Below are 18,762 nucleotides of genomic sequence, written 5' to 3'. Positions count from 1 at the left end.
GGACCTGCTTGTGAGCTCTGACACCTCCACGCGGTTCCTCATTGCCCCGCCGCATCGACCCGACCCGCGCCATCTGCGGCCAGGCCGTTGCATCCCTGCCCTGTAAACCTCGGTGCACCCATCCAAGAATTAATGACCGGGTTCCGAGGCCCGCAGGAAAGGATCTGATCCGGATGTGCGCCGCAGTCGTCCCGTACGGGACTCTGACCAAGGGTTTCGCATGCTGACCGCGTGGGCGGACGAGTCCGGATCGCGACCAGACCTCGATCCCGGTGCGTACCTGCTGGCTGCGACGCTGTGTGATGACGACGATGTCCCCGAAGTTCGCAAAACCCTCGAAGGCCTTCGCATCGGTGAGGCGAAATTACATTGGCATGGCAGCAGTCCCGAGCGCCGCGCCGAGCTCGTGGCCACCGTAGCCGAGCTGCCGGTCACTGGATTCGTCGTCGTTCACGTCGACAAAGACGCCGATGACCGGCGCCATCGCCGAAAGTGCATGGAGTTCCTCCTGCCGCACCTGGCGCTCATGCCGTGCTCGACGATCACCTTCGAATCCCGTGGCCAGCTTGATGCCAGCGACCTAGATACGATGCAAAAACTGAGGTCGAGGCGGGTTATCCAGTCGACGGTCCGGATTGAGCATTCCATCGGCCGTAACGAACCGGCGCTGTGGGCTTCCGACATCGTCTGCGGGGCCGTGGTCCAGGCCAGAATCGGCAATCGGACCTATCTCGACAAACTTGGAAGTGCAGTCGAGCTCCACACCATCTGACCTGCGGGACGAAGAAAGCTGCAACATGCAACGCTCGTTGCGGACACGCAGTTCTGGCCGTAGACTCGCACGTGTAGCCAGCCCATCGAGGTGGGTTTGGAAGTGAGCCGCAGGATTACTCGCCGGACGACGAGGCCTGTGGCTCGCGTATTTAAGGGTTTTTCGGTATTTTGCGGCGGCGCGTGACGCACAAAGCGTTCTGCAGGCGGGGCTGCCACAGCGTTATCTCGCAGCCGAGGGTGCGGTCTCGTGGAGTGCCTTCGCCGGTCAGCCCCACCCACAATCCGAATGAGGTCGCGGCCGCGACCTGGTCGCTGCTTGGGGTCTGCTGCGCCGCGGCGTTGGAGGGTTGGGCGTCTGATCAGCGGTTATGAGAACATCTCCGCCGAGATCCATAACCTGCTGGTTGATCTTCCCGGGTGGGAGTCCGACGCGCGAGGCGATCCCGAGCAAAGCCGGAGCCACTGTGGCATCAGTCTTAACGCCTAGTTTCTGTACCTGCTGACCTGACACGGGCACTCAACCAGCACGAGCGTCAACTGCAGCTCCGGCGATAGCGCCAAACCACGGGTCGCTTCTCGACGGATCATCCAGCGCCGCCAAATTTGGCCCTATTTTGGCCCTATAAGCGCGCCGCAGACCAGCTCGGAATTATGGCGAGGCGGGGAGCGAAGTCCTTTGAACTGCGCGACCTTTGAGTGGCCAGGGCCGGGATCGAACCGGCGACCTTCCGCTTTTCAGGCGGACGCTCGTACCAACTGAGCTACCTGGCCCGGAAGGCACCGATAACGTGCCTCGCCTTATGGGCGACCCTGACGGGACTCGAACCCGCGACCTCCGCCGTGACAGGGCGGCGCGCTAACCAACTGCGCCACAGGGCCTTGCTTTCGTACTTGTCCTGCTCGCTCCGACGTTACCGCCGTTGCGCGTACCCCCAACGGGATTCGAACCCGTGCTACCGCCGTGAAAGGGCGGCGTCCTAGGCCACTAGACGATGGGGGCCAAAGTCCAACTACCGTTGGGAGCCGCACCAGCTTAGGTCACCGCAGGCCCAATCCTCAAACGAGCGCCGTTCGAGCCGCGTTTGGAGCCCAAGTATCCTGAACGTTCGCCGCCCCTATAGCTCAGTTGGTAGAGCTACGGACTTTTAATCCGCAGGTCCTAGGTTCGAGTCCTAGTGGGGGCACCACAACGCGTGTGTTACCTCGGTTGATGCTTGACATTCCGGTTTCGGGTGATGGCTGACAGTGTTTCGGCTGATGGTTGACAGTTACTTCGGCTGATCCTTGACACTCCCTAGATGTACTGCCCAGGGAGGTTGGTTGGGCAAGTGTGACGACACGCTGTAGCGGTCGTTGATGGGCGAAGGCCCCCTGTCGTGGAGTGGAGCTGCTACCACTTCACCGCAACGATCAGGAGGCCTTCATGGTCCACGTTAATGCTGTTATGACTCCTCGAGGGCGCCTGCTGCTGGCCCGTCGTGTCGTCGAGGAGGGCTGGCCCATCGTTCGGGCCGCTGAGCACTTCCACGTGTCGTGGCCGACCGCTAAGCGGTGGGCCTCGCGGTATGCGGCGATGGGCCCACAGGGGATGGCCGATCGGTCCAGCCGCCCGCACCACAGCCCCAATCGCACGTCCACGGTAGTGGTGCGCAAGATTGTGCACCTTCGGTGGCGGCATCGACTCTCACCGTTAGCGATCGCGTCCCGGCTATCGATGTCGGCCTCCACGGTGCACGCAGTTTTAGTACGGTGTCGACTGAATCGTCTGTCGCACATCGATATTCGTACCGGCGAGCCCATTAGGCGCTACGAGCACGATCGTCCGGGTTCGCTGATGCATGTCGACGTCAAAAAGCTCGGCAACATTCCCATGGGCGGCGGGTGGCGCTTTGTCGGGCGCGCTCAGGGCATCAAGAACCGGACTAAGACCCCCGGCGCCGCCCGCAATGGTCGATATCAACCGGTCATGGGGCATGCCTTCGTGCACACCATCCTCGACGACCACTCCCGGGTGGCTTACGTCGAAATTCACGACAACGAAACGGCCCAGACCGCCATCGGCGTCCTGCGTCGGGCAGCAGGTTGGTTCAAGGCGCGCGGGGTCACCACCGAACGCGTCATCACTGACAACGGTCCCTGCTACAAATCTCACGCATGGCGCGATGCCTGCGCTGACCTGCAGATCGAGCACAAGCGGACCCGGCCCTACCGCCCGCAGACCAACGGCAAGGTCGAGCGATTCAACCGCACCATGGCACAAGAATGGGCCTTCGCACGCCACTACCCCAACGAACTAGCCCGACGACAAGCCCTGCCGGCCTGGCTTCATACCTACAATCACCACCGGCATTTTCTGGGGTTAGCCGACCTGTTGTGTGACGTTGCATAGACCGGCGACACGGGTCGGTTCTGCAACAGATCTCCCGGGCTGTGGTGCTCGTGGCTGGTAGTGGTAAAGCTGCCTGCTGCGAGAGGAGATCGGGATGCGGGCGTTTCCGGTGAGGTTGCCGTCCGGGGTGCGGTACTGGACGGTGCTCGATGAGGATCTGGCGGTGGTCGACGAGGCGGACGCATTCTTGCGCCATGTCCGATTCGGTCGTGACGGCTCGGAGTTGACGACTAGGTCGTATGCGGGTGGCCTCGCGTTGTTCCTGCGTTGGTGTGTTCGCACCGGCCGGCACTGGCATGACGGGGTGGCGGCGCTGGGGTTGTTCATCACCTGGCTGCGTCACGCGGGGCCGCAGGCCAGCGGCGCTGATGTTGTGGTGGGTGGGCAGGTGCTGGCCGGTCCGGGCACGGAACCGGCGCGTGGGGCGCGGCGGATCAACGGTGTGCTGACCGCGGTGCGGGGGTTCGTCGCCCACGCGGTGACATCGGGGCAGGCGCCGGGCGAGCTGATGCCGCTGATCTATGAGCTGGCCGACGAGCGTGACCTGCCCGCGCAGGCTCGCGGTGAGGAACATCGGATGACCTGGCGGATGCGGGCGCGGCATCGGTTGCATGAGCCGGAGGCAACGGTGGACCGGGCCAGCGACGCCGAGATCGTGGCGTTGCTGCGGGCCTGCCGGTCGGCGCGGGACCGGCTGATCGTGTTGTTGATGGCGCGGGCCGGGCTGCGACGCGGGGAGTTGTGTGGCCTGCGGCGCTCGGATGTGCACCTGCTGACCGACTCGCGGCTGCTGGGCTGTGAGATCCCGCGGGCGCACCTGCATGTGGTGCGCCGGGAGAATCCGAACGGGGCGTGGGCCAAATCCCGTCGCCAGCGGGTGGTGCCGCTGGATTTTCTGCTGGTGCAGGTGTTCGACGTCTACGAGTTTGAGCGGTTTGCAGTGCCGCGGGCGGCTGAGTCGGATTTCTTGTTGGTCAACCTGTTTCGCGAACCGATCGGTGCTCCGATGCGCCCAGACGCGATCAACGAACTGATCGCCGCGTGTGCGCGGCGGGCCGGGATCGAGCATGTGACGCCGCATCGGCTGCGGCACGCGTTCGGCAGCAACCTTGCCGACGCCGGTGCCGGCCTCGATGAGATCGCCACCCTGATGGGGCATGTGTCGATGAGTTCGTCGCAGGTCTACCTGCATCCCGACCCGGCCCGACTGCGTGAGGCCGTCGACCGGGTCCCCAGTCCCCGCGGACTGGCCGGGATGGACCGGTGAGCGCCGAGGCGGTGCAAGCGGGGGCGGTCGTCGCCGGCGGAGCGCACGTGTTCGCCGACCCGGGGATCGATCGGCACACTGCGGCGATCGCCACGGTGATCGACCCCGCGTTCCTCACCGAGGCCGGATGGGACCCGGCGCGGCGGGTGCTGTCGTTTGCCCCGGAGCATCCGCTGCTGGGCCGGCCCGTCTGCCGCGCGGCGGACTGTTCGACAACGGCACAGGCTGCGTCGCGGATCTGCGCCTCGTGCCGCCGTAGGCTTGCCGAACACGGACTCGGTGACGACGAGATCGCCTCGCTTCCACCGCGCGATCGCCCACGATCGGGGCGTGGACCGGATGCCTGTGTCGTGGACGGTTGTGGCCGCGAGTGGGAATCAGCAAGCTCGGGGTTGTGCCGCACACATGCAGAACAGTTGCGCGCCTTGCCGGTTGCCGATATCGACGAGTTTCTTGCCCACCGGCAAACCCGCCCCCTTGCGCCGTGCGGTCCGTGCGTGGTGGCCGCCTGCACCCGCCAGCGCCGCAACCCCGACGGGCTCTACTGCGACGCGCACCAGCAACGGCTGCGCACCGCCCGCGCACGCGACCCACAGCTGGATGAAATCCGCTGGCGAGTCGCCGAGCCGGCGATCGGTCGCGGCGGTGAGGTCAGTCTGCGCGGTCTGCCGCCGCTGGTCGTCGCCGAATTGCTGGTGGGCTTGCAGCAGCGCTGCCGGATCAACGCGGTCAAGACCGATGATGCCGTGCTGCGGGCGTTCTGCAACGACGTCCGGAGGCGGCAGGTGGGCTCGCTGGCCGACTACATCCCCGGCGATGACCGTGATCTGGAGTTCACCGGGCTGGCCAACTGCCTGATCGGTCATGCCCGCCGCGCCCTGTCGAGCCCGGAAACCGAAGTCGCCCAAGACGAGTGGGATCTGACGGTGTTTGGGCATCACGGTACGGTGTCGTTCACCGGTATCAGCCAGACCTGGCTGCGGGAAACGGCCAAACGGTGGGCCGCCGACGACCTGCCCAAACGGCGTGTCCGGCCGGGGCGGCGCACCAGCGCGGGCCTGGCGGTGCGTCACTATATCGGCTGCCTGACACGGTTGTCGGAGTCGCTGCGCATGCGCGATGACCGCGGCGACCACCCGGCGGCGTTGGGACGAGCCGACATGGAGGCGTTCCTGCACCGGCTGGCCTACCTCGAATCGGTCGGCCAAATCAGCGGTGATGCCCGGATCCGGGCCTGCCGCGAGGTTCGTGGCGTGCTCACCCGCATCCGCGCGATGGGGCTGACCCGCCCCGGCGGCATCGCCGCCGGACTGGGCGAGGACTTCGCGATTGGGCAGGCCGACGTGCCCGCCGAACCCGAACCGGCAGAACCCAACCGGGACCTGCCGCAGGAAATCATGCGGCAACTGTGCAGCCACCTGGCTGAAATGACTTCACCAGAGATGCGCACCGCGGTGGAGTTGGCCATCGACACCGGCCGCCGTCCCGAAGAGATCTGCGAGCTGGACTTCGACTGCCTGACCCGAGACGACGGCGGGCAGCCCGTGCTGATCTATGACAACCACAAGGCCAACCGTCCCGCACGGCGCCTGCCGATCGGCGAGCAGACCGCTGAGGTGATCCTCGCCCAGCAGCAACGGGTCCGGGCACGCTACCCGCACACTTCGGTCGGCGAGCTCAAGCTGCTGCCCACCGACCGGCGCAACCCCGGCGGGCGCCGCGCAATCACCGCCTTCAGCCTCGCATTCGCCCACCGCACCTGGGTCGACCGCATGCCGGTGCTGCACACCGCCGACGGCGTCGAATACGACAAAGCCAAGGTCGTGCTCTACGCCTACCGGCACAGCTACGCCCAACGCCACGCCGACGCCGGTGTTCCCGTCGAGGTGCTGCGAGAGCTGCTGTCGCATCGCAAACTCGAAACCACCAGCGGCTATTACCGAGTCGGCGAAGCCCGCCGCCGTGAGGCCGTCGACCGTGTCACCGCGATGCAGTTCGACCGGCACGGCAACCGCACCTGGCGGCAAGCCCAAGCATTATTGGACTCCGAGCACGCCCGCCGCGCCGTCGGCGAGGTCGCCGTCCCGTTCGGTGTCTGCGCCGAACCGTCCAACGTCAAGGCCGGGGGCGGTTCCTGCCCGTTTCGGTTCCGCTGCGCTGGCTGCGACCACTTCCGCACCGACGTCTCCTACCTGCCCGATCTGCATGCCTACCTCGACGACCTGCTGCGCACCCGAGAACGCCTGCTCGCCACCACCGAGCTCGATGACTGGGCACGCGCCGAGGCGATGCCGTCGGGTGAGGAGATCCGCCGCATCCGTCGCCTGATCGACCAGATCGGCAGCGGGCTCGAAGAACTGGAACCCGAACAGCGACAACAACTTCAACGAGCCATCACTGTGGTGCGCCGACACCGCAGCGTCATGCTCGGCATACCCCGCACTCGCCAACCCCTGCCCGACCTGCGCCCGGAGAGGACCCCATGACCACCACCACCCCTGCCGTCGACGCGATGATCGACGGACGTCGAGCCGACTCCACCAGACGCCGCCAGCGCGTCCTTTCCGCGCTCGACACCGCCATCAAAGACGGCGCCGAGCTCAGCGTCACCAGCATCGCTCGCAGCGCCGGAGTCGACCGCACCTTCCTCTACCGCCACCGCGACCTGCTCGAACGCATTCACACCGCCGAAACCCAGCCACCAGACAAACCAGGAATCGGCCCGCCGGTCACTCGCGCCTCACTGCAAGCTGACCTGCTCGCCGCCCAACAACGCTGCACCCGCATGGCCGCACGCACCCAACAACTCGAAACCCGCTTATCTGAGCTGCTCGGCGAACAAGCCTGGCGCGCAAGCGGACTCGGTGCCCCCACCGACATCGACCAACTTCAGCAACGCATCGTCACACTCGAACAACAAATCGTCGAGCTACGGCTGCAACTCGAAGAACGCGACCAAGACCTCGCCGCCGCCCGCGCCGCCAACCGCGAACTCATCACTCGTCTCAACACCGCGCACGAGATACCCGGCTCCGCACGACCCGAGACCGCCGTGGCACGTTAAGGAGCATTCATGAGGGGCTCGGTCCCGCTTTCGGCTCACGACCTGGTGCGGCGGTTCTACGAGCGGCTGTGGAACGAATGGGACAACGCCGCCGTCGATGACACGTTGGCGCCCGATATCACCTTCCGAGGATCCCTCGGAACCTCCACCACCGGCCGCGATCAATGGCGCGCCTATCGGGACCAAATCCAGCGTGGTGCGCCAGATTTCCACAATGAAATCCTCGACCTTGTCAGCGATGGGCACCGTGCAGCAGCCCGACTCCGGTACTCGGGAACTCACCTCGGGCCGCTGCTCGGCATCCCTGCAACCGGCCGCCAGTTCGTCTACTCCGGCGCTGCCTTCTTCACCACCGCAGACGATCTCATCACCGACATCTGGGTACTCGGCGACCTCGATACCCTCCGCCGACAACTGACCCAGCAAGACCGCTGAATCATCAAGACCAATCTGCTTGCACCACACCTGTTGCGCAGAATATCGTTCCACAATCAGCCGCACGACCTGCACAAAACACGGGAGACCTACAGCAGCTCCGGGCCGGACCCCCAGAGAAACGCCGGCATCAGTCGCTGGACATGGCCACCCCCGCACAACGCTTCAGCCCCGCACCGGCGATGCCACCGGCAACACGGACACCACCGGCTGCAGAGCGCACCAGCGAGGACTGGGTCAGCCGCCGGGTGTGTGCCAACGGCATCGTGTGCGTGTCCTGGCAGCAGGTCTGCGTGGGCCGCCACTACGCCGGCGCACGCTGCGATGTCCACGTCGACGGCGAGTTGCTGCGGTTTTTCATCGGCGACGAACTGGTCAAAACCGCCGCCCGAACCAGCCACGGCGAGGTACGAAACAAACGAGCCCTACGCACCCACGCGCAAGGCTGACCACAACATGAGTGTCAAGGATCAACCGACATAGAAACGTCAACCATCAACCGACGACGATGAACAGGGGCACCACAACGCGGTACGAACCCCGGTGGCGTCGGCCGTTACGGCAGATGACAGCAGGCCGAAGTCCTCGTTTGGCCGTCACCCGACTTGGCTATGCTTCGCGGGTGAGTGTCGATCCGGCCTGGCAAAACGCGCCCGCAGCTCTGGTTACGATGGAAATCCGTCACCCCGCAACGGATTCCCTCACCGAATCGTCGGGCCGAGAGCTCAAAAGCCTGCTCGCCGATGACCTGCCCATCGAACGCCAAGCTCAGGACGTCGCCTGGGCGATGGCTCCGGGGGGTGGCCCGGCGCCTACGGCGGAGCAGTTCGCCCGCTATGTCAACCGGGACGGCACGCTGGCCGCCTCGATCAAGAATCAGGCAATCGTCATCGAGACGACGGCCTACTCCACCTTCGAAGCACTCTCGGACGTCGCGATGCGCGTCATCGAGGCTCGTTCCCAGGTGTCGTCGATCGTCGGAGTGGAACGCATCGGTCTGCGCTATCTGCTGGAAATCCGCGTCCCGCTGGGCCCCGACGGTCGCATCGACTGGGCCGAATGGATCGCCGAGCCGCTGCTGGGCCCGCAACGCATCGCTCCCGGTGGGCTGACCCTGACCGAATGGCAGGGTGCTGCGGTCTACCGCGAACAGCAACCGGGCAAATCGATGATCGTGCGGTATGGACCGGGCATCGGCCAGGCCCTGGACCCCAACTACTACTTGCGCCGGACCCTGCCGGCGCAGCCCGGACCGTTTTTCCAGCTGGACATCGACAGCTTCTGGACCCCGGTCGCCTCGATCCCCGAATACAACCGGGATGCGGTCCGTGCGACGTTCCACAATCTCTACGAGCCGGCCCGTGCGGTGTTTCAGGAAATGCTCACCAGCCGCCTCAAGGATGACCTGCAGGGCTGATGCCTTATCGGCTGCGCACCGCCCTGCTGTAGGTCACATCCGCGAACGCCTGCGCCACGTCGTCTTCGGGGTAGTGAAAGCCGTTGGCCGCGTGCAGTTCCTTGACCGTCTGTGACGACACGTCCCAGCCACGCTGCTTGAGGTGGTCGACGAGGTGGCTGCGGTGGCCGTGGTAGACGAGATCGTTGAAGTCGACTTCGAAGCCGAGTTCGCTCATCCGGTCGTGGTGAGCGCGCCACCGTGGATCTGCGAAAATCGCTGTGTCGGGGACGAATTCGAAAGCCAGCTGGCTGCCCGGGGCGCTGAGTTCGGTGATGTTGTCGAACAACGTGTCCTGAGCCTCGTCGGGCAGGTAGACCAGCAAGCCCTCCGCGCTCCATGCCGAGGGTGCCTTCGGATCGAATCCCGCGGCCTGTAGCGCGCTGGCCCAGTCGTCACGCAGATCGACCGCGACGGTGCGGCGCTGCGCGGTCGGCTGTGCGCCGAGATCACCCAGAGTCAGGGTCTTGAACTCGATCACGTCGGGCATGTCGACCTCGTAGACGACGGTGCCCGCCGGCCACGGCAGACGGTAGGCGCGGGCATCCAGGCCCGAGGCGAGAATCACCGCCTGCGCGACGCCACTGCGTGCGGCTGCCACGAAGTACTGGTCGTAGAACCTGGTGCGACAGGCCATCCCCTCGGCCGTGCGGCGCGGGTCGAATTCGGCGTCCCCGCCGACCGGAATCTGCCCGTCGACCATTCGGACGTACACATCTATCCCGACTGCCCGCACCAACGCGGCGGCGTACGGGTCGTCGATCAACTTCTCGTCGTGGGACAGCGCCCGGTGGGCGGCGACCATGGTTGCCGTCGCCCCGACGCTCGTCGCGAGGTCCCAGCGATCGCTATCGGTGCGCGCCACAGTGCTCCCCTGAATCTGAAACTCCAACAAACATAGACAAGCTAGTTATTACCACGACCGGCGGCCGCTGAACCGGCCGGGACTACTCTCCGACCTATCTGCTGCCCGCCCGCGCCGGAGGACCCGTGACCGATTTTGCCCAACGGACCATCGACCTGGCCCGTCGAAACGTCGCCGAGGGCGGCCGCCCGTTCGCGACGGTGATCGTCCAAGACGGCCAGGTGCTCGCCGAGAGCGCCAACAAGGTCGCCCAGACCAACGATCCGACCGCCCACGCCGAGATCCTCGCGATTCGCGAAGCCTGCATCAAGCTGGGTACCGAGCACCTGGTTGACGCCACCATCTACGTGATGGCCCATCCGTGCCCGATGTGCCTGGGCTCGCTGTACTACTGCTCGCCTGCGGAAGTCGTCTTCTTGATCACCCGCGAGTCCTACGAGCAGTACTACCTCGATGACCGCAAATACTTTGAGGTCTCGACGTTCTACGACGAATTCGCCAAAAGCTGGGACCAGCGACGGCTGCCCATGCGATACCAGCCCCAGGACGACGCGGTCGAGGTCTACCGGTTGTGGAACGAACGCAACGGCGGCGAGCGCAAATCGACGGCGATTCCGGGCTAGCCCTAGGACACGTTGGGGCAGTAGTGCATTGGGTTGTCCCGCTCGTCGATCGGCGGCAGGTTGCGCGCCGGCGTGTGCACCAGCGGCGCGTCGGCCGGGATCCGTCCGGACGCCCGATCCAAGCCCGCCCTGGCCCGCGGATGCTTTCTGAATCGTGCTGGCACACAAGCGAACACGATACGAACAAGGTCACCGAGGCGCCGGTGCAGCCATTCGTCACGGCGCGACCAGTGGTAGCCCATCAGCTGGCGCACCGGCGGGTCGTACAGACCGACGGTGAACCAGACGAAGAACGGTGCCAGCAGTTTGCGTTGCGCCGCCCACAACCAATCCGGAACCTTGCCGGCAAATGGCGGCTTGGGCAGGTCGGTCAGATCCAGCACCGCACGTGCGGCCTCGTTGTTCTCTAACACGTTGCGGCACATGTGATCCCAGTAGGCCTGGAAGTCCTCCCAGGATGCCGGGACCGGCCGCATGCTCATGCCGTACATCCGATACCAGTCGATGTGTTCGGCGAACAGCTGGCGCTTCTGCTGCTCGGTCAGCCCGCCGCAGAACCGTTCTGCCACATGGATAGTCCCGACGAAGAAGGTGGCATGCGCCCAGTAGAAGACGTCGGGATTCAGTGCGTGATAGCGGCGCCCCTGTTCGTCGACACCCTTGATGTTGACGTGGTAGTCGCGCACCTCGGCGCCGGTGACCGGAGCGCGATCCCCGTCGAAGACGACGCCGCCGATCGGATACAACGACCGCAACAGCCGGGGCCAGCGTTCCCGGAAGAAGGTCGAGTGGTCGCTGACTGCCGCGCCCAGTTGCGGGTGCATGTTCTGCATGGAGCCCGCCCAGGGACCCTGCAACATGCCGCGCCAATCCCCGAAGTAGCGCCACGTCAGGGAATCGGGACCCAGTGGCGAAGCGTTATATCCAAATTGTGATACCGGACACCCGCTCGCGACCCCGCCAGAAACGGGGTCAGACATTGCCGACTCGTCGAGAGTGGTCGCGCCGCTACCAGCTTCGGCGCTGGTCAGTGGGCAGGCTGCGGACGTATGTTGGGTCACTATTGGGTTTCCTATAGCTAGCCGAATTTCTGACTACGTGCGTTGTCAATTTAGAGCTTAGGAGCGATGTGCAATCCGGTCAACGACGGGGCCGTTGGTCAGGCGTCCCCCTGGAAAGTCGCCACGCCCTCCGACGCGACAACCTGATCGCCGCCGGCGTGCAATTACTGGGCAGCGAACGCGGTCCAGCGCTGACCGTCCGGGCCGTCTGCCGCAAGGCCGCGCTGACCGAGCGCTACTTCTACGAGAGCTTTTCCGACCGTGACGAATTCGTGCGCGCGGTCTACGACGACGTCTGTGCCCGCGCCATGACCGCCCTCACCTCCGCGGACACCCCGCGAGAAGCGGTTGAGCAGTTCGTCGAGCTGATGGTCGACGACCCGGTGCGCGGGCGTGTGCTGCTCTTGGCGCCGGCCGTCGAGCCGATCCTGACCCAATCCGGCGCGGAGTGGATGCCCAGCTTCATCGATCTGCTGCAGAAAAAGCTGTCCAACATCGGCGATCCGGTGCTGCAGAAGATGATCGCCACCAGCCTGGTCGGCGGCCTGACCAGCTTGTTCACCGCCTATCTGAACAGGCAGCTCGGCGCCACTCGCAAACAGTTCATCGACTATTGCGTCAACATGCTCTTCAACACGGCGGCCCCGTATGTTCCACCCCCCGACGGGGTATCCGAGTAACGCCCGTTTGCCCGCTGAGAGCCAGCCGTATTAAGTAGCCAAGTTGTGACTCGGCGCGCCCGGGACGGAACTTGATGCTACTGATCGACACAGATATATTGACTGCAACCATTAGACACAGATAACTGGGGGTGTCATGCCAGCGACAGCCGACCTGACCGACTTGCAGCTTTTGCACGAGCTGGAGCCGGTGGTCGAGAAGTATCTCAATCGGCACCTGAGCATGCACAAGGCGTGGAACCCGCACGACTACATCCCGTGGTCGGACGGCAAGAACTTCTACGCGCTCGGCGGACAGGATTGGGACCCGGAGCAGAGCAAGCTCTCCGACCTCGCCCAGGTCGCGATGGTGCAGAACCTGATGACCGAGGACAACCTGCCCTCCTATCACCGTGAGATCGCGATGAACTTCGGTCTCGACGGCCCGTGGGGCACCTGGGTCAACCGGTGGACCGCCGAAGAGAACCGGCACGGCATCGCGCTGCGCGACTACCTCGTCGTGACCCGTGCTGTCGACCCCGTCGAGCTGGAGAAGCTGCGCATCGAGGTCGTCAACCGCGGCTTCAGCCCGGGCCAGAATCACCAGGTCCGCGACGACCTGTTCGCCGAGAGCCTGTTCGACTCGGTCATCTACGTGACCTTCCAGGAACTGGCGACCCGCATTTCGCACCGCAACACCGGCAGGGCCTGCAACGAGCCCATCGCGGACCAGTTGCTGGGCAAGATCTCGGCCGACGAAAACCTGCACATGATCTTCTACCGCGATGTCAGCGAGGCCGGCTTCGAGATCGACCCCAACCAGGCGACGAGGTCGCTGCACAAGATCCTGCGCAACTTCCAGATGCCCGGCTTCCAGGTGCCCGAGTTCCGCCGCAAGGCCGTCTACATCGCCGTCGGCGGCGTCTACGATCCGCGCATCCACCTCGACGAGGTCGTGATGCCGGTGCTGAAGAAATGGCGCTTCTTCGAGCGTGAGGACATCACCGGTGAGGCGGCCGCTCTGCGCGATGACCTCGGCCTGCTGATCAAGGAACTCGAGGATGCCTGCGACAAGTTCGAGGTGTCCAAGCAGCGCCAGCTCGACCGGGAAGCTCGCACGGGTAAGAAGGTCACCGCGTTCGAGCTGCACCAGACGGCCGGCAAGCTGGCGATGAGCAGGCGGTAACCAAGCAGTGCGCATCGGCTCCATCGAGCTCGCCAGCCCGGTGGTCTTGGCACCGATGGCAGGCGTGACCAACGTTGCGTTCCGGACGCTGTGCCGGGAGCTGGAGTTGAGCCGGGTCGGCACCGTCAGTGGGCTCTACGTCTGCGAGATGGTGACCGCGCGGGCACTCGTCGAGCGGCATCCGGTCACGATGCACATGACCACGTTCGCCCCGGACGAATTGCCGCGCTCGTTGCAGCTCTACACCGTCGACCCGGCCACCACCTACGCGGCGGCCAAGATGATCGCCGACGAGGGCCTGGCCGACCACATCGACATGAACTTCGGCTGCCCGGTGCCCAAGGTCACCAAGCGGGGCGGCGGCGCGGCGCTGCCGTTCAAGCGGCGCCTTTTCGGTCAGATCGTCGCCGCCGCGGTGCGCGCCACCGAAGGCACCGACATCCCGGTGACGGTGAAGTTCCGCGTCGGCATCGACGACGAGCACCACACCCACCTCGACGCCGGCCGCATTGCCGAAGCCGAGGGCGCGGCCGCGGTCGCGCTGCATGCCCGAACCGCGGCGCAGCGCTACTCCGGCACCGCCGACTGGGAACAGATCGCGCTGCTCAAGCAACACGTCACGACGATTCCAGTGCTGGGCAACGGTGACATCTACGACGCCAGCGACGCGCTGACGATGATGGCCAGCACCGGATGCGACGGCGTGGTGATCGGCCGCGGTTGCCTGGGCCGGCCCTGGCTGTTCGCCGAGCTGTCGGCCGCTTTCACCGGCACCCCGTCCCCCACCCCGCCGACGCTCGGTGAAGTCGCCGACATCGTGCGCCGGCACGGCGAGTTGCTCACCGCGCACTTCGGCGAGGACAAGGGCATGCGCGACATCCGCAAACACGTCGCCTGGTATCTGCACGGTTTCCCGGCCGGATCCGATCTGAGGCGCGCGCTGGCCCTGGTCAAGACGCTCGACGAGCTCGACGCGCTGCTGGACCGGCTGGACCGCACCGTCGAATTCCCGGAGACGGCGACCGGGCCGCGCGGCCGCCAGGGGTCACCGGCCCGCGTCAGCCTGCCCGAAGGCTGGCTGAACGACCCCGACGACTGCACGGTTCCGGCGGGGGCCGACGTCATGCACTCGGGCGGCTGAGCCGAACCCCGCTCGAAATCGCGTCTGCGTCGATAAGTCAGTACGATGTGGACCTTGCTTGATTGCGTTTGGGTGGCGGTCCGTTTAACCCGCTGCCCAGGGGCTGTGGATTACGGCGCGACCCACGGGTAGCGAAGCCGCAGCGTTGTTAGCGCGGCGCGGCGGTGAATTGGCGCACGGACATCACTGACGGCGGATCAGGGCTTCGGAGGCGAGTAGGACATGGGTGACGGCGAGGTAGACGCCACTCTTGACCACCGCCGTGGCCCCCGCGACCGTCAAGCCGTCTCCACGGGTTCGAGCGCCGCACCGTGGGAGCGGTTCTCCGAACCAGTCGCCGATGACAGCGTCCACCGTTGGCAGATTGAGCCGCCCGCCCGGACATCCGACCAAGAGGCGGCCGAACCTGTCGAGCGGTCGGTCCGCAGCGCGGAGCGAGGCGGAAGCCATGCTTCCGGTGCGCTCAGCGTCGCGGATCTGATCGCCAAGGTTGGCGCCACCAACGCCGGCACCCGGCACCGCCGGGCGGCCCTGGACGACGGACCCGAGCCGGACCTACAGGACACCCAGGTCATCGATACCCCGGCCTACTTGCTCGACGTCGTCTCGGAGGTTCCCGACCTCGAACTGACGAACTATCCGCAGGGCGACGAGCCCGCGCCCGAACTCGCGGTCGAGGAACCGAGCGATGCGCGCCCGGTCAAGCCGAAGCGGACCCGTCGACCGAAATCTCCCGCGAACTCGGCGCCGAAACGCACGTCACGCCGTCGGCCGATTCTGCTGGCCGTTCGATCGATGGCCGCTCTGTGCGCCGGGGTGGCGCTGGCCGTGACCGGCGGTGCTTACCAGTGGAGTGCGTCGAAAAACCACCGCCTCAATGTCATCAACGCGCTCGACCCGGACTCCGGCGACATCGTCGACCCCGGTGGCCAGTACGGCGATGAAGACTTCCTGATCGTCGGCATGGACTCGCGCTCGGGCGAGAACGCCGACATGGGCGCGGGTGACACGGAGGACGCGGGCGGCGCCCGGTCGGACACCGTGATCCTGGTCAACATCCCGGCGAACCGCAAACGCGTGGTGGCGGTCTCGTTCCCCCGCGATCTGGCGATCACCCCGATGCAGTGCGAAGCGTGGAACCCCGAAACCGGTAAGTACGGCCCCCTCTACGACGAGAAGACGAAGACCTGGGGTCCCAAGATGGTCTACACCGAGACCAAGCTGAACTCGGCGTTCTCCTTCGGCGGCCCGAAATGTCTGGTGAAAGAAATCCAGAAGCTGTCCGGGTTGAGCATCAACCGGTTCATCGCCGTCGACTTCGCCGGCTTCGCCAAGATGGTCGAAGCCCTCGGCGGCGTGGAGGTGTGCAGCAAGACCCCGCTGCACGACTACGAACTCGGTACCGTCCTCGAGCATTCGGGACGCCAGATCATCGATGGCCCAACGGCACTGAACTACGTGCGGGCCCGCCAGGTCACCACGGAATTCAACGGCGACTACGGGCGTATCAAACGTCAGCAATTGTTCTTGTCCTCGCTGCTGCGTTCGCTGATCTCCGAATCCACGCTGACCGACCTCAACAAGCTCAACAACGTCGTCAACATGTTCATCAGCAACAGCCGCGTGGACAACGTCCAGACCAAAGACCTTGTTCAGCTGGGACAGTCGCTGCAGGGCATGGCGGCCGGGCACTTCACCTTCGTCACGGTGCCCACCGGTGTGACCGACCAGAACGGCGACGAACCGCCGCGGACCGCCGACATGAAGGCCCTCTTCAGCGCGATCATCAACGACGATCCGCTGCCCGAGGAGAACGACCAGAACGCGCAGAACCTGTCGACGACGCCGAGCTCGGGACCGACGACCGCACCCACCACCAAGAAGTCATCGCCGCCGAGCGCCGCCCCCGAGGAACGACGCGAGCAGGTGACGACGACCTCACCCGACGAGGTCACCGTGCGGGTCTCCAATGCGACCCCGCAGAGCGGGCTCGCCGCCACCGCCACCAGCCAACTCAAACGCAACGGGTTCAACGTCATGTCACCCGATGACTATCCGAGTTCGCTGAACGCCACGACGGTGTTCTTCTCGCCCGGCAACGAACAAGCTGCCGCGACGGTGGCATCGGCATTCGCCAACTCGAAGGTTGCCCGGGTTTCCGGCTACGGGCAGGTCGTTCAGGTCGTGCTCGGCCCGGACTTCAAGTCGGTGAGCACTCCCGCGCCCAGCGGCTCGTCGCTGTCCGTCCAGATCGATCGCAGTCCGGGCAGCACGCCAACCAAATTGCCGGACGACCTGACGGTGACGAACGCCGCCGATACCACCTGTGAATAACCGTATTTCGGCTCAGTAGATCGCCGATCACGACGCCGAGTCAGTAGGCTTGGCGATATGCGGACCGCCTACCATGAGCAACTCTCGGATTTGTCCGAGCGCCTCGGCGAGATGTGCGGGCTGGCGGGGGTAGCTATGGAGCAGGCAACCCAGGCACTCCTGCAGGCCGATCTCGTCCTCGCCGAACAGGTTATCTCCGGCCACGAAGAAATAGCCCGGTTGAGCGCTCGCGCCGAGGAGAGTGCCTTCGTCCTGCTGGCGCTGCAGGCACCGGTGGCCGGCGATCTCCGGTCCATCGTGAGTGCCATCCAGATGGTGGCCGACATCGACCGGATGGGCGCGCTCGCGTTGCACGTCGCCAAGATCGCTCGCCGACGCCACCCTCAGCACGCTCTGCCCGAAGAGGTAAACGGCTATTTCGCTGAAATGGGCAGAGTAGCAGTCGAATTGGGCAACAGCGCGCAGGAAGTGGTGTTGTCCCGCGACCCGGAGAAAGCCGCCCGTATCCGCGACGAAGACGACGCGATGGACGATCTGCACCGGCACTTGTTCTCGGTGCTGATGGACCGCGAATGGAAGCACGGTGTGGCGGCCGCCGTCGACGTGACGCTACTGGGCCGCTTCTACGAACGCTTCGCCGACCACGCGGTCGAGGTGGCCAGGCGGGTGATTTTCCAGGCGACGGGCAAGTTACCCGAAGACGAGACGGCGCAAGCGTCGCCGTAACCCGTTAACCGAAGCGACCGGAGATGTAGTCCTCGGTGGCCTTCTGTTTGGGGTTGGAGAAGATCTTCTCGGTGTCGTCGATCTCGATGAGCCGGCCGGCTTTGCCCGCGGCTTCCAGGTTGAAAAACGCCGTCTGATCGCTGACACGAGCGGCCTGCTGCATGTTGTGCGTCACGATCACGATCGTGTAGTCCTGCTTCAACTCGCTGATCAGTTCCTCGATCGCCATCGTCGAGATCGGGTCCAGCGCGGAGCACGGCTCGTCCATCAGCAACACATCGGGCTGAACGGCGATCGCGCGCGCGATGCACAACCGCTGCTGCTGACCGCCGGACAGACCACCGCCGGGTTTGTGCAACCGATCCTTGACCTCATCCCACAGGTTGGCGCCGCGCAGCGAGTGTTCGGTGACTTCGTCGAGCAGCTTGCGATTGCGCACGCCCTGCAATTTCAGGCCCGCCACCACGTTGTCCCGAATAGACATGGCGGGAAACGGGTTTGGCCGCTGGAACACCATGCCGATCGCCCGTCGCACAGCAACCGGGTCGATGCCCGGGGCATAGATGTTTTCATCGTCAAGCATCACCGCACCCTGGACCCGCGCGCCCGGGATGACCTCGTGCATCCGGTTCAGCGTGCGCAAGACGGTCGTCTTGCCGCAGCCGGATGAGCCGATGAAAGCCGTCACACTCCGCGGCAGAATCGACAGCGTCACATCGGCGACCGCCTGAAACGACCCGTAGTAGATGTTGACGTCTTTGAGGTCCAACCGCTTGGCCACC

General features: G+C 65.2%; 16 protein-coding genes, 4 tRNA genes and 1 pseudogene. 15 read left to right on the top strand and 6 right to left on the bottom strand.

Features of this window, described 5'->3' with window-relative positions:
- Window positions 1-220: 220 nt before the first annotated feature.
- Window positions 221-772 carry a hypothetical protein gene (locus tag ACAG21_RS04980; protein WP_370494865.1) on the top strand — a complete coding sequence of 184 codons (552 nt, stop codon included), beginning with the start codon at window positions 221-223 and terminating at the stop codon, window positions 770-772.
- 699 nt (window positions 773-1,471) lie between these two features.
- Here the strand turns inward: ACAG21_RS04980 and ACAG21_RS04975 are convergent.
- The 3 genes from ACAG21_RS04975 to ACAG21_RS04965 form a co-directional block, all read right to left on the bottom strand.
- Window positions 1,472-1,545, bottom strand: a tRNA-Phe gene (locus ACAG21_RS04975).
- Between the two features lie 34 nt (window positions 1,546-1,579).
- A tRNA-Asp gene (locus tag ACAG21_RS04970) sits at window positions 1,580-1,653 on the bottom strand.
- Between the two features lie 48 nt (window positions 1,654-1,701).
- Window positions 1,702-1,774, bottom strand: a tRNA-Glu gene (locus ACAG21_RS04965).
- 111 nt (window positions 1,775-1,885) lie between these two features.
- Between ACAG21_RS04965 and ACAG21_RS04960 the strand changes: the two genes are divergently transcribed.
- The 8 genes and pseudogenes from ACAG21_RS04960 to ACAG21_RS04925 all read left to right on the top strand — a co-directional run bounded on the left by ACAG21_RS04960 (window position 1,886) and on the right by ACAG21_RS04925 (window position 9,346).
- Window positions 1,886-1,961, top strand: a tRNA-Lys gene (locus tag ACAG21_RS04960).
- A gap of 236 nt (window positions 1,962-2,197) precedes the next feature.
- On the top strand, window positions 2,198-3,163 hold the full coding sequence (locus tag ACAG21_RS04955) for an IS481 family transposase (RefSeq protein WP_370495042.1): 966 nt from the start codon (window positions 2,198-2,200) through the stop codon (window positions 3,161-3,163).
- Between the two features lie 94 nt (window positions 3,164-3,257).
- Window positions 3,258-4,430, top strand: coding sequence for a site-specific integrase (locus ACAG21_RS04950; RefSeq protein WP_054585416.1), 1,173 nt, complete (start codon window positions 3,258-3,260; stop codon window positions 4,428-4,430).
- The gene (locus ACAG21_RS04945; protein WP_155723712.1) at window positions 4,427-6,916 is read left to right on the top strand and encodes a tyrosine-type recombinase/integrase; all 2,490 of its coding nucleotides are present in this window, start codon (window positions 4,427-4,429) and stop codon (window positions 6,914-6,916) included. The genes ACAG21_RS04950 and ACAG21_RS04945 overlap by 4 nt, the downstream gene beginning before the upstream one ends.
- Window positions 6,913-7,494: a DUF6262 family protein gene (locus ACAG21_RS04940; protein WP_081216275.1), complete on the top strand. Its 582-nt coding sequence runs from the start codon at window positions 6,913-6,915 to the stop codon at window positions 7,492-7,494. Before ACAG21_RS04945 ends, ACAG21_RS04940 begins: the two co-directional genes overlap by 4 nt.
- Before the next feature lie 9 nt (window positions 7,495-7,503).
- Window positions 7,504-7,929, top strand: a complete 426-nt coding sequence (locus ACAG21_RS04935; protein WP_062899705.1) for an ester cyclase — start codon at window positions 7,504-7,506, stop codon at window positions 7,927-7,929.
- 122 nt (window positions 7,930-8,051) lie between these two features.
- Window positions 8,052-8,378: pseudogene (locus tag ACAG21_RS04930) on the top strand (IS481 family transposase); the annotation flags it as partial.
- A gap of 173 nt (window positions 8,379-8,551) precedes the next feature.
- Window positions 8,552-9,346 carry a TIGR04255 family protein gene (locus ACAG21_RS04925; RefSeq protein ID WP_370494864.1) on the top strand — a complete coding sequence of 265 codons (795 nt, stop codon included), beginning with the start codon at window positions 8,552-8,554 and terminating at the stop codon, window positions 9,344-9,346.
- A 4-nt stretch (window positions 9,347-9,350) separates the two neighbouring features.
- On the opposite strand, the gene ACAG21_RS04920 is transcribed toward ACAG21_RS04925, so the two are convergent.
- On the bottom strand, window positions 9,351-10,250 hold the full coding sequence (locus ACAG21_RS04920; RefSeq protein WP_370494863.1) for a class I SAM-dependent methyltransferase: 900 nt from the start codon (window positions 10,248-10,250) through the stop codon (window positions 9,351-9,353).
- A gap of 125 nt (window positions 10,251-10,375) precedes the next feature.
- Between ACAG21_RS04920 and ACAG21_RS04915 the strand changes: the two genes are divergently transcribed.
- The gene (locus ACAG21_RS04915; protein WP_370494862.1) at window positions 10,376-10,873 is read left to right on the top strand and encodes a nucleoside deaminase; all 498 of its coding nucleotides are present in this window, start codon (window positions 10,376-10,378) and stop codon (window positions 10,871-10,873) included.
- 2 nt (window positions 10,874-10,875) lie between these two features.
- On the opposite strand, the gene ACAG21_RS04910 is transcribed toward ACAG21_RS04915, so the two are convergent.
- Window positions 10,876-11,934, bottom strand: coding sequence for an oxygenase MpaB family protein (locus ACAG21_RS04910; protein WP_370494861.1), 1,059 nt, complete (start codon window positions 11,932-11,934; stop codon window positions 10,876-10,878).
- 68 nt (window positions 11,935-12,002) lie between these two features.
- Between ACAG21_RS04910 and ACAG21_RS04905 the strand changes: the two genes are divergently transcribed.
- The 5 genes from ACAG21_RS04905 (at window position 12,003) to phoU (ending at window position 17,980) form a co-directional block, all read left to right on the top strand.
- Window positions 12,003-12,614 carry a TetR/AcrR family transcriptional regulator gene (locus ACAG21_RS04905; protein WP_370494860.1) on the top strand — a complete coding sequence of 204 codons (612 nt, stop codon included), beginning with the start codon at window positions 12,003-12,005 and terminating at the stop codon, window positions 12,612-12,614.
- Between the two features lie 136 nt (window positions 12,615-12,750).
- Window positions 12,751-13,779 carry an acyl-ACP desaturase gene (locus ACAG21_RS04900; protein ID WP_370494859.1) on the top strand — a complete coding sequence of 343 codons (1,029 nt, stop codon included), beginning with the start codon at window positions 12,751-12,753 and terminating at the stop codon, window positions 13,777-13,779.
- Between the two features lie 7 nt (window positions 13,780-13,786).
- Window positions 13,787-14,920 (top strand): tRNA dihydrouridine synthase DusB, encoded by a 1,134-nt coding sequence (gene dusB / locus ACAG21_RS04895; protein ID WP_370494858.1) that lies wholly within the window; start codon window positions 13,787-13,789, stop codon window positions 14,918-14,920.
- Window positions 14,921-15,142: 222 nt separating this feature from the next.
- A complete protein-coding gene (locus ACAG21_RS04890) occupies window positions 15,143-17,254 on the top strand; it encodes an LCP family protein (RefSeq protein WP_370494857.1) in 2,112 nt (703 codons plus the stop codon).
- A 57-nt stretch (window positions 17,255-17,311) separates the two neighbouring features.
- The gene (gene phoU / locus ACAG21_RS04885) at window positions 17,312-17,980 is read left to right on the top strand and encodes a phosphate signaling complex protein PhoU (protein WP_370494856.1); all 669 of its coding nucleotides are present in this window, start codon (window positions 17,312-17,314) and stop codon (window positions 17,978-17,980) included.
- Between the two features lie 4 nt (window positions 17,981-17,984).
- Here the strand turns inward: phoU and pstB are convergent, their stop codons facing one another.
- On the bottom strand, window positions 17,985-18,761 hold the full coding sequence (gene pstB / locus ACAG21_RS04880) for a phosphate ABC transporter ATP-binding protein PstB (RefSeq protein ID WP_096290155.1): 777 nt from the start codon (window positions 18,759-18,761) through the stop codon (window positions 17,985-17,987).
- Window position 18,762 lies beyond the last annotated feature (1 nt).

This window comes from Mycobacterium sp. pR1184, from assembly GCF_041287235.1.
Classification (GTDB): Bacteria; Actinomycetota; Actinomycetes; order Mycobacteriales; family Mycobacteriaceae; genus Mycobacterium.
This window is presented reverse-complemented; position numbering and strand designations above follow the sequence as displayed.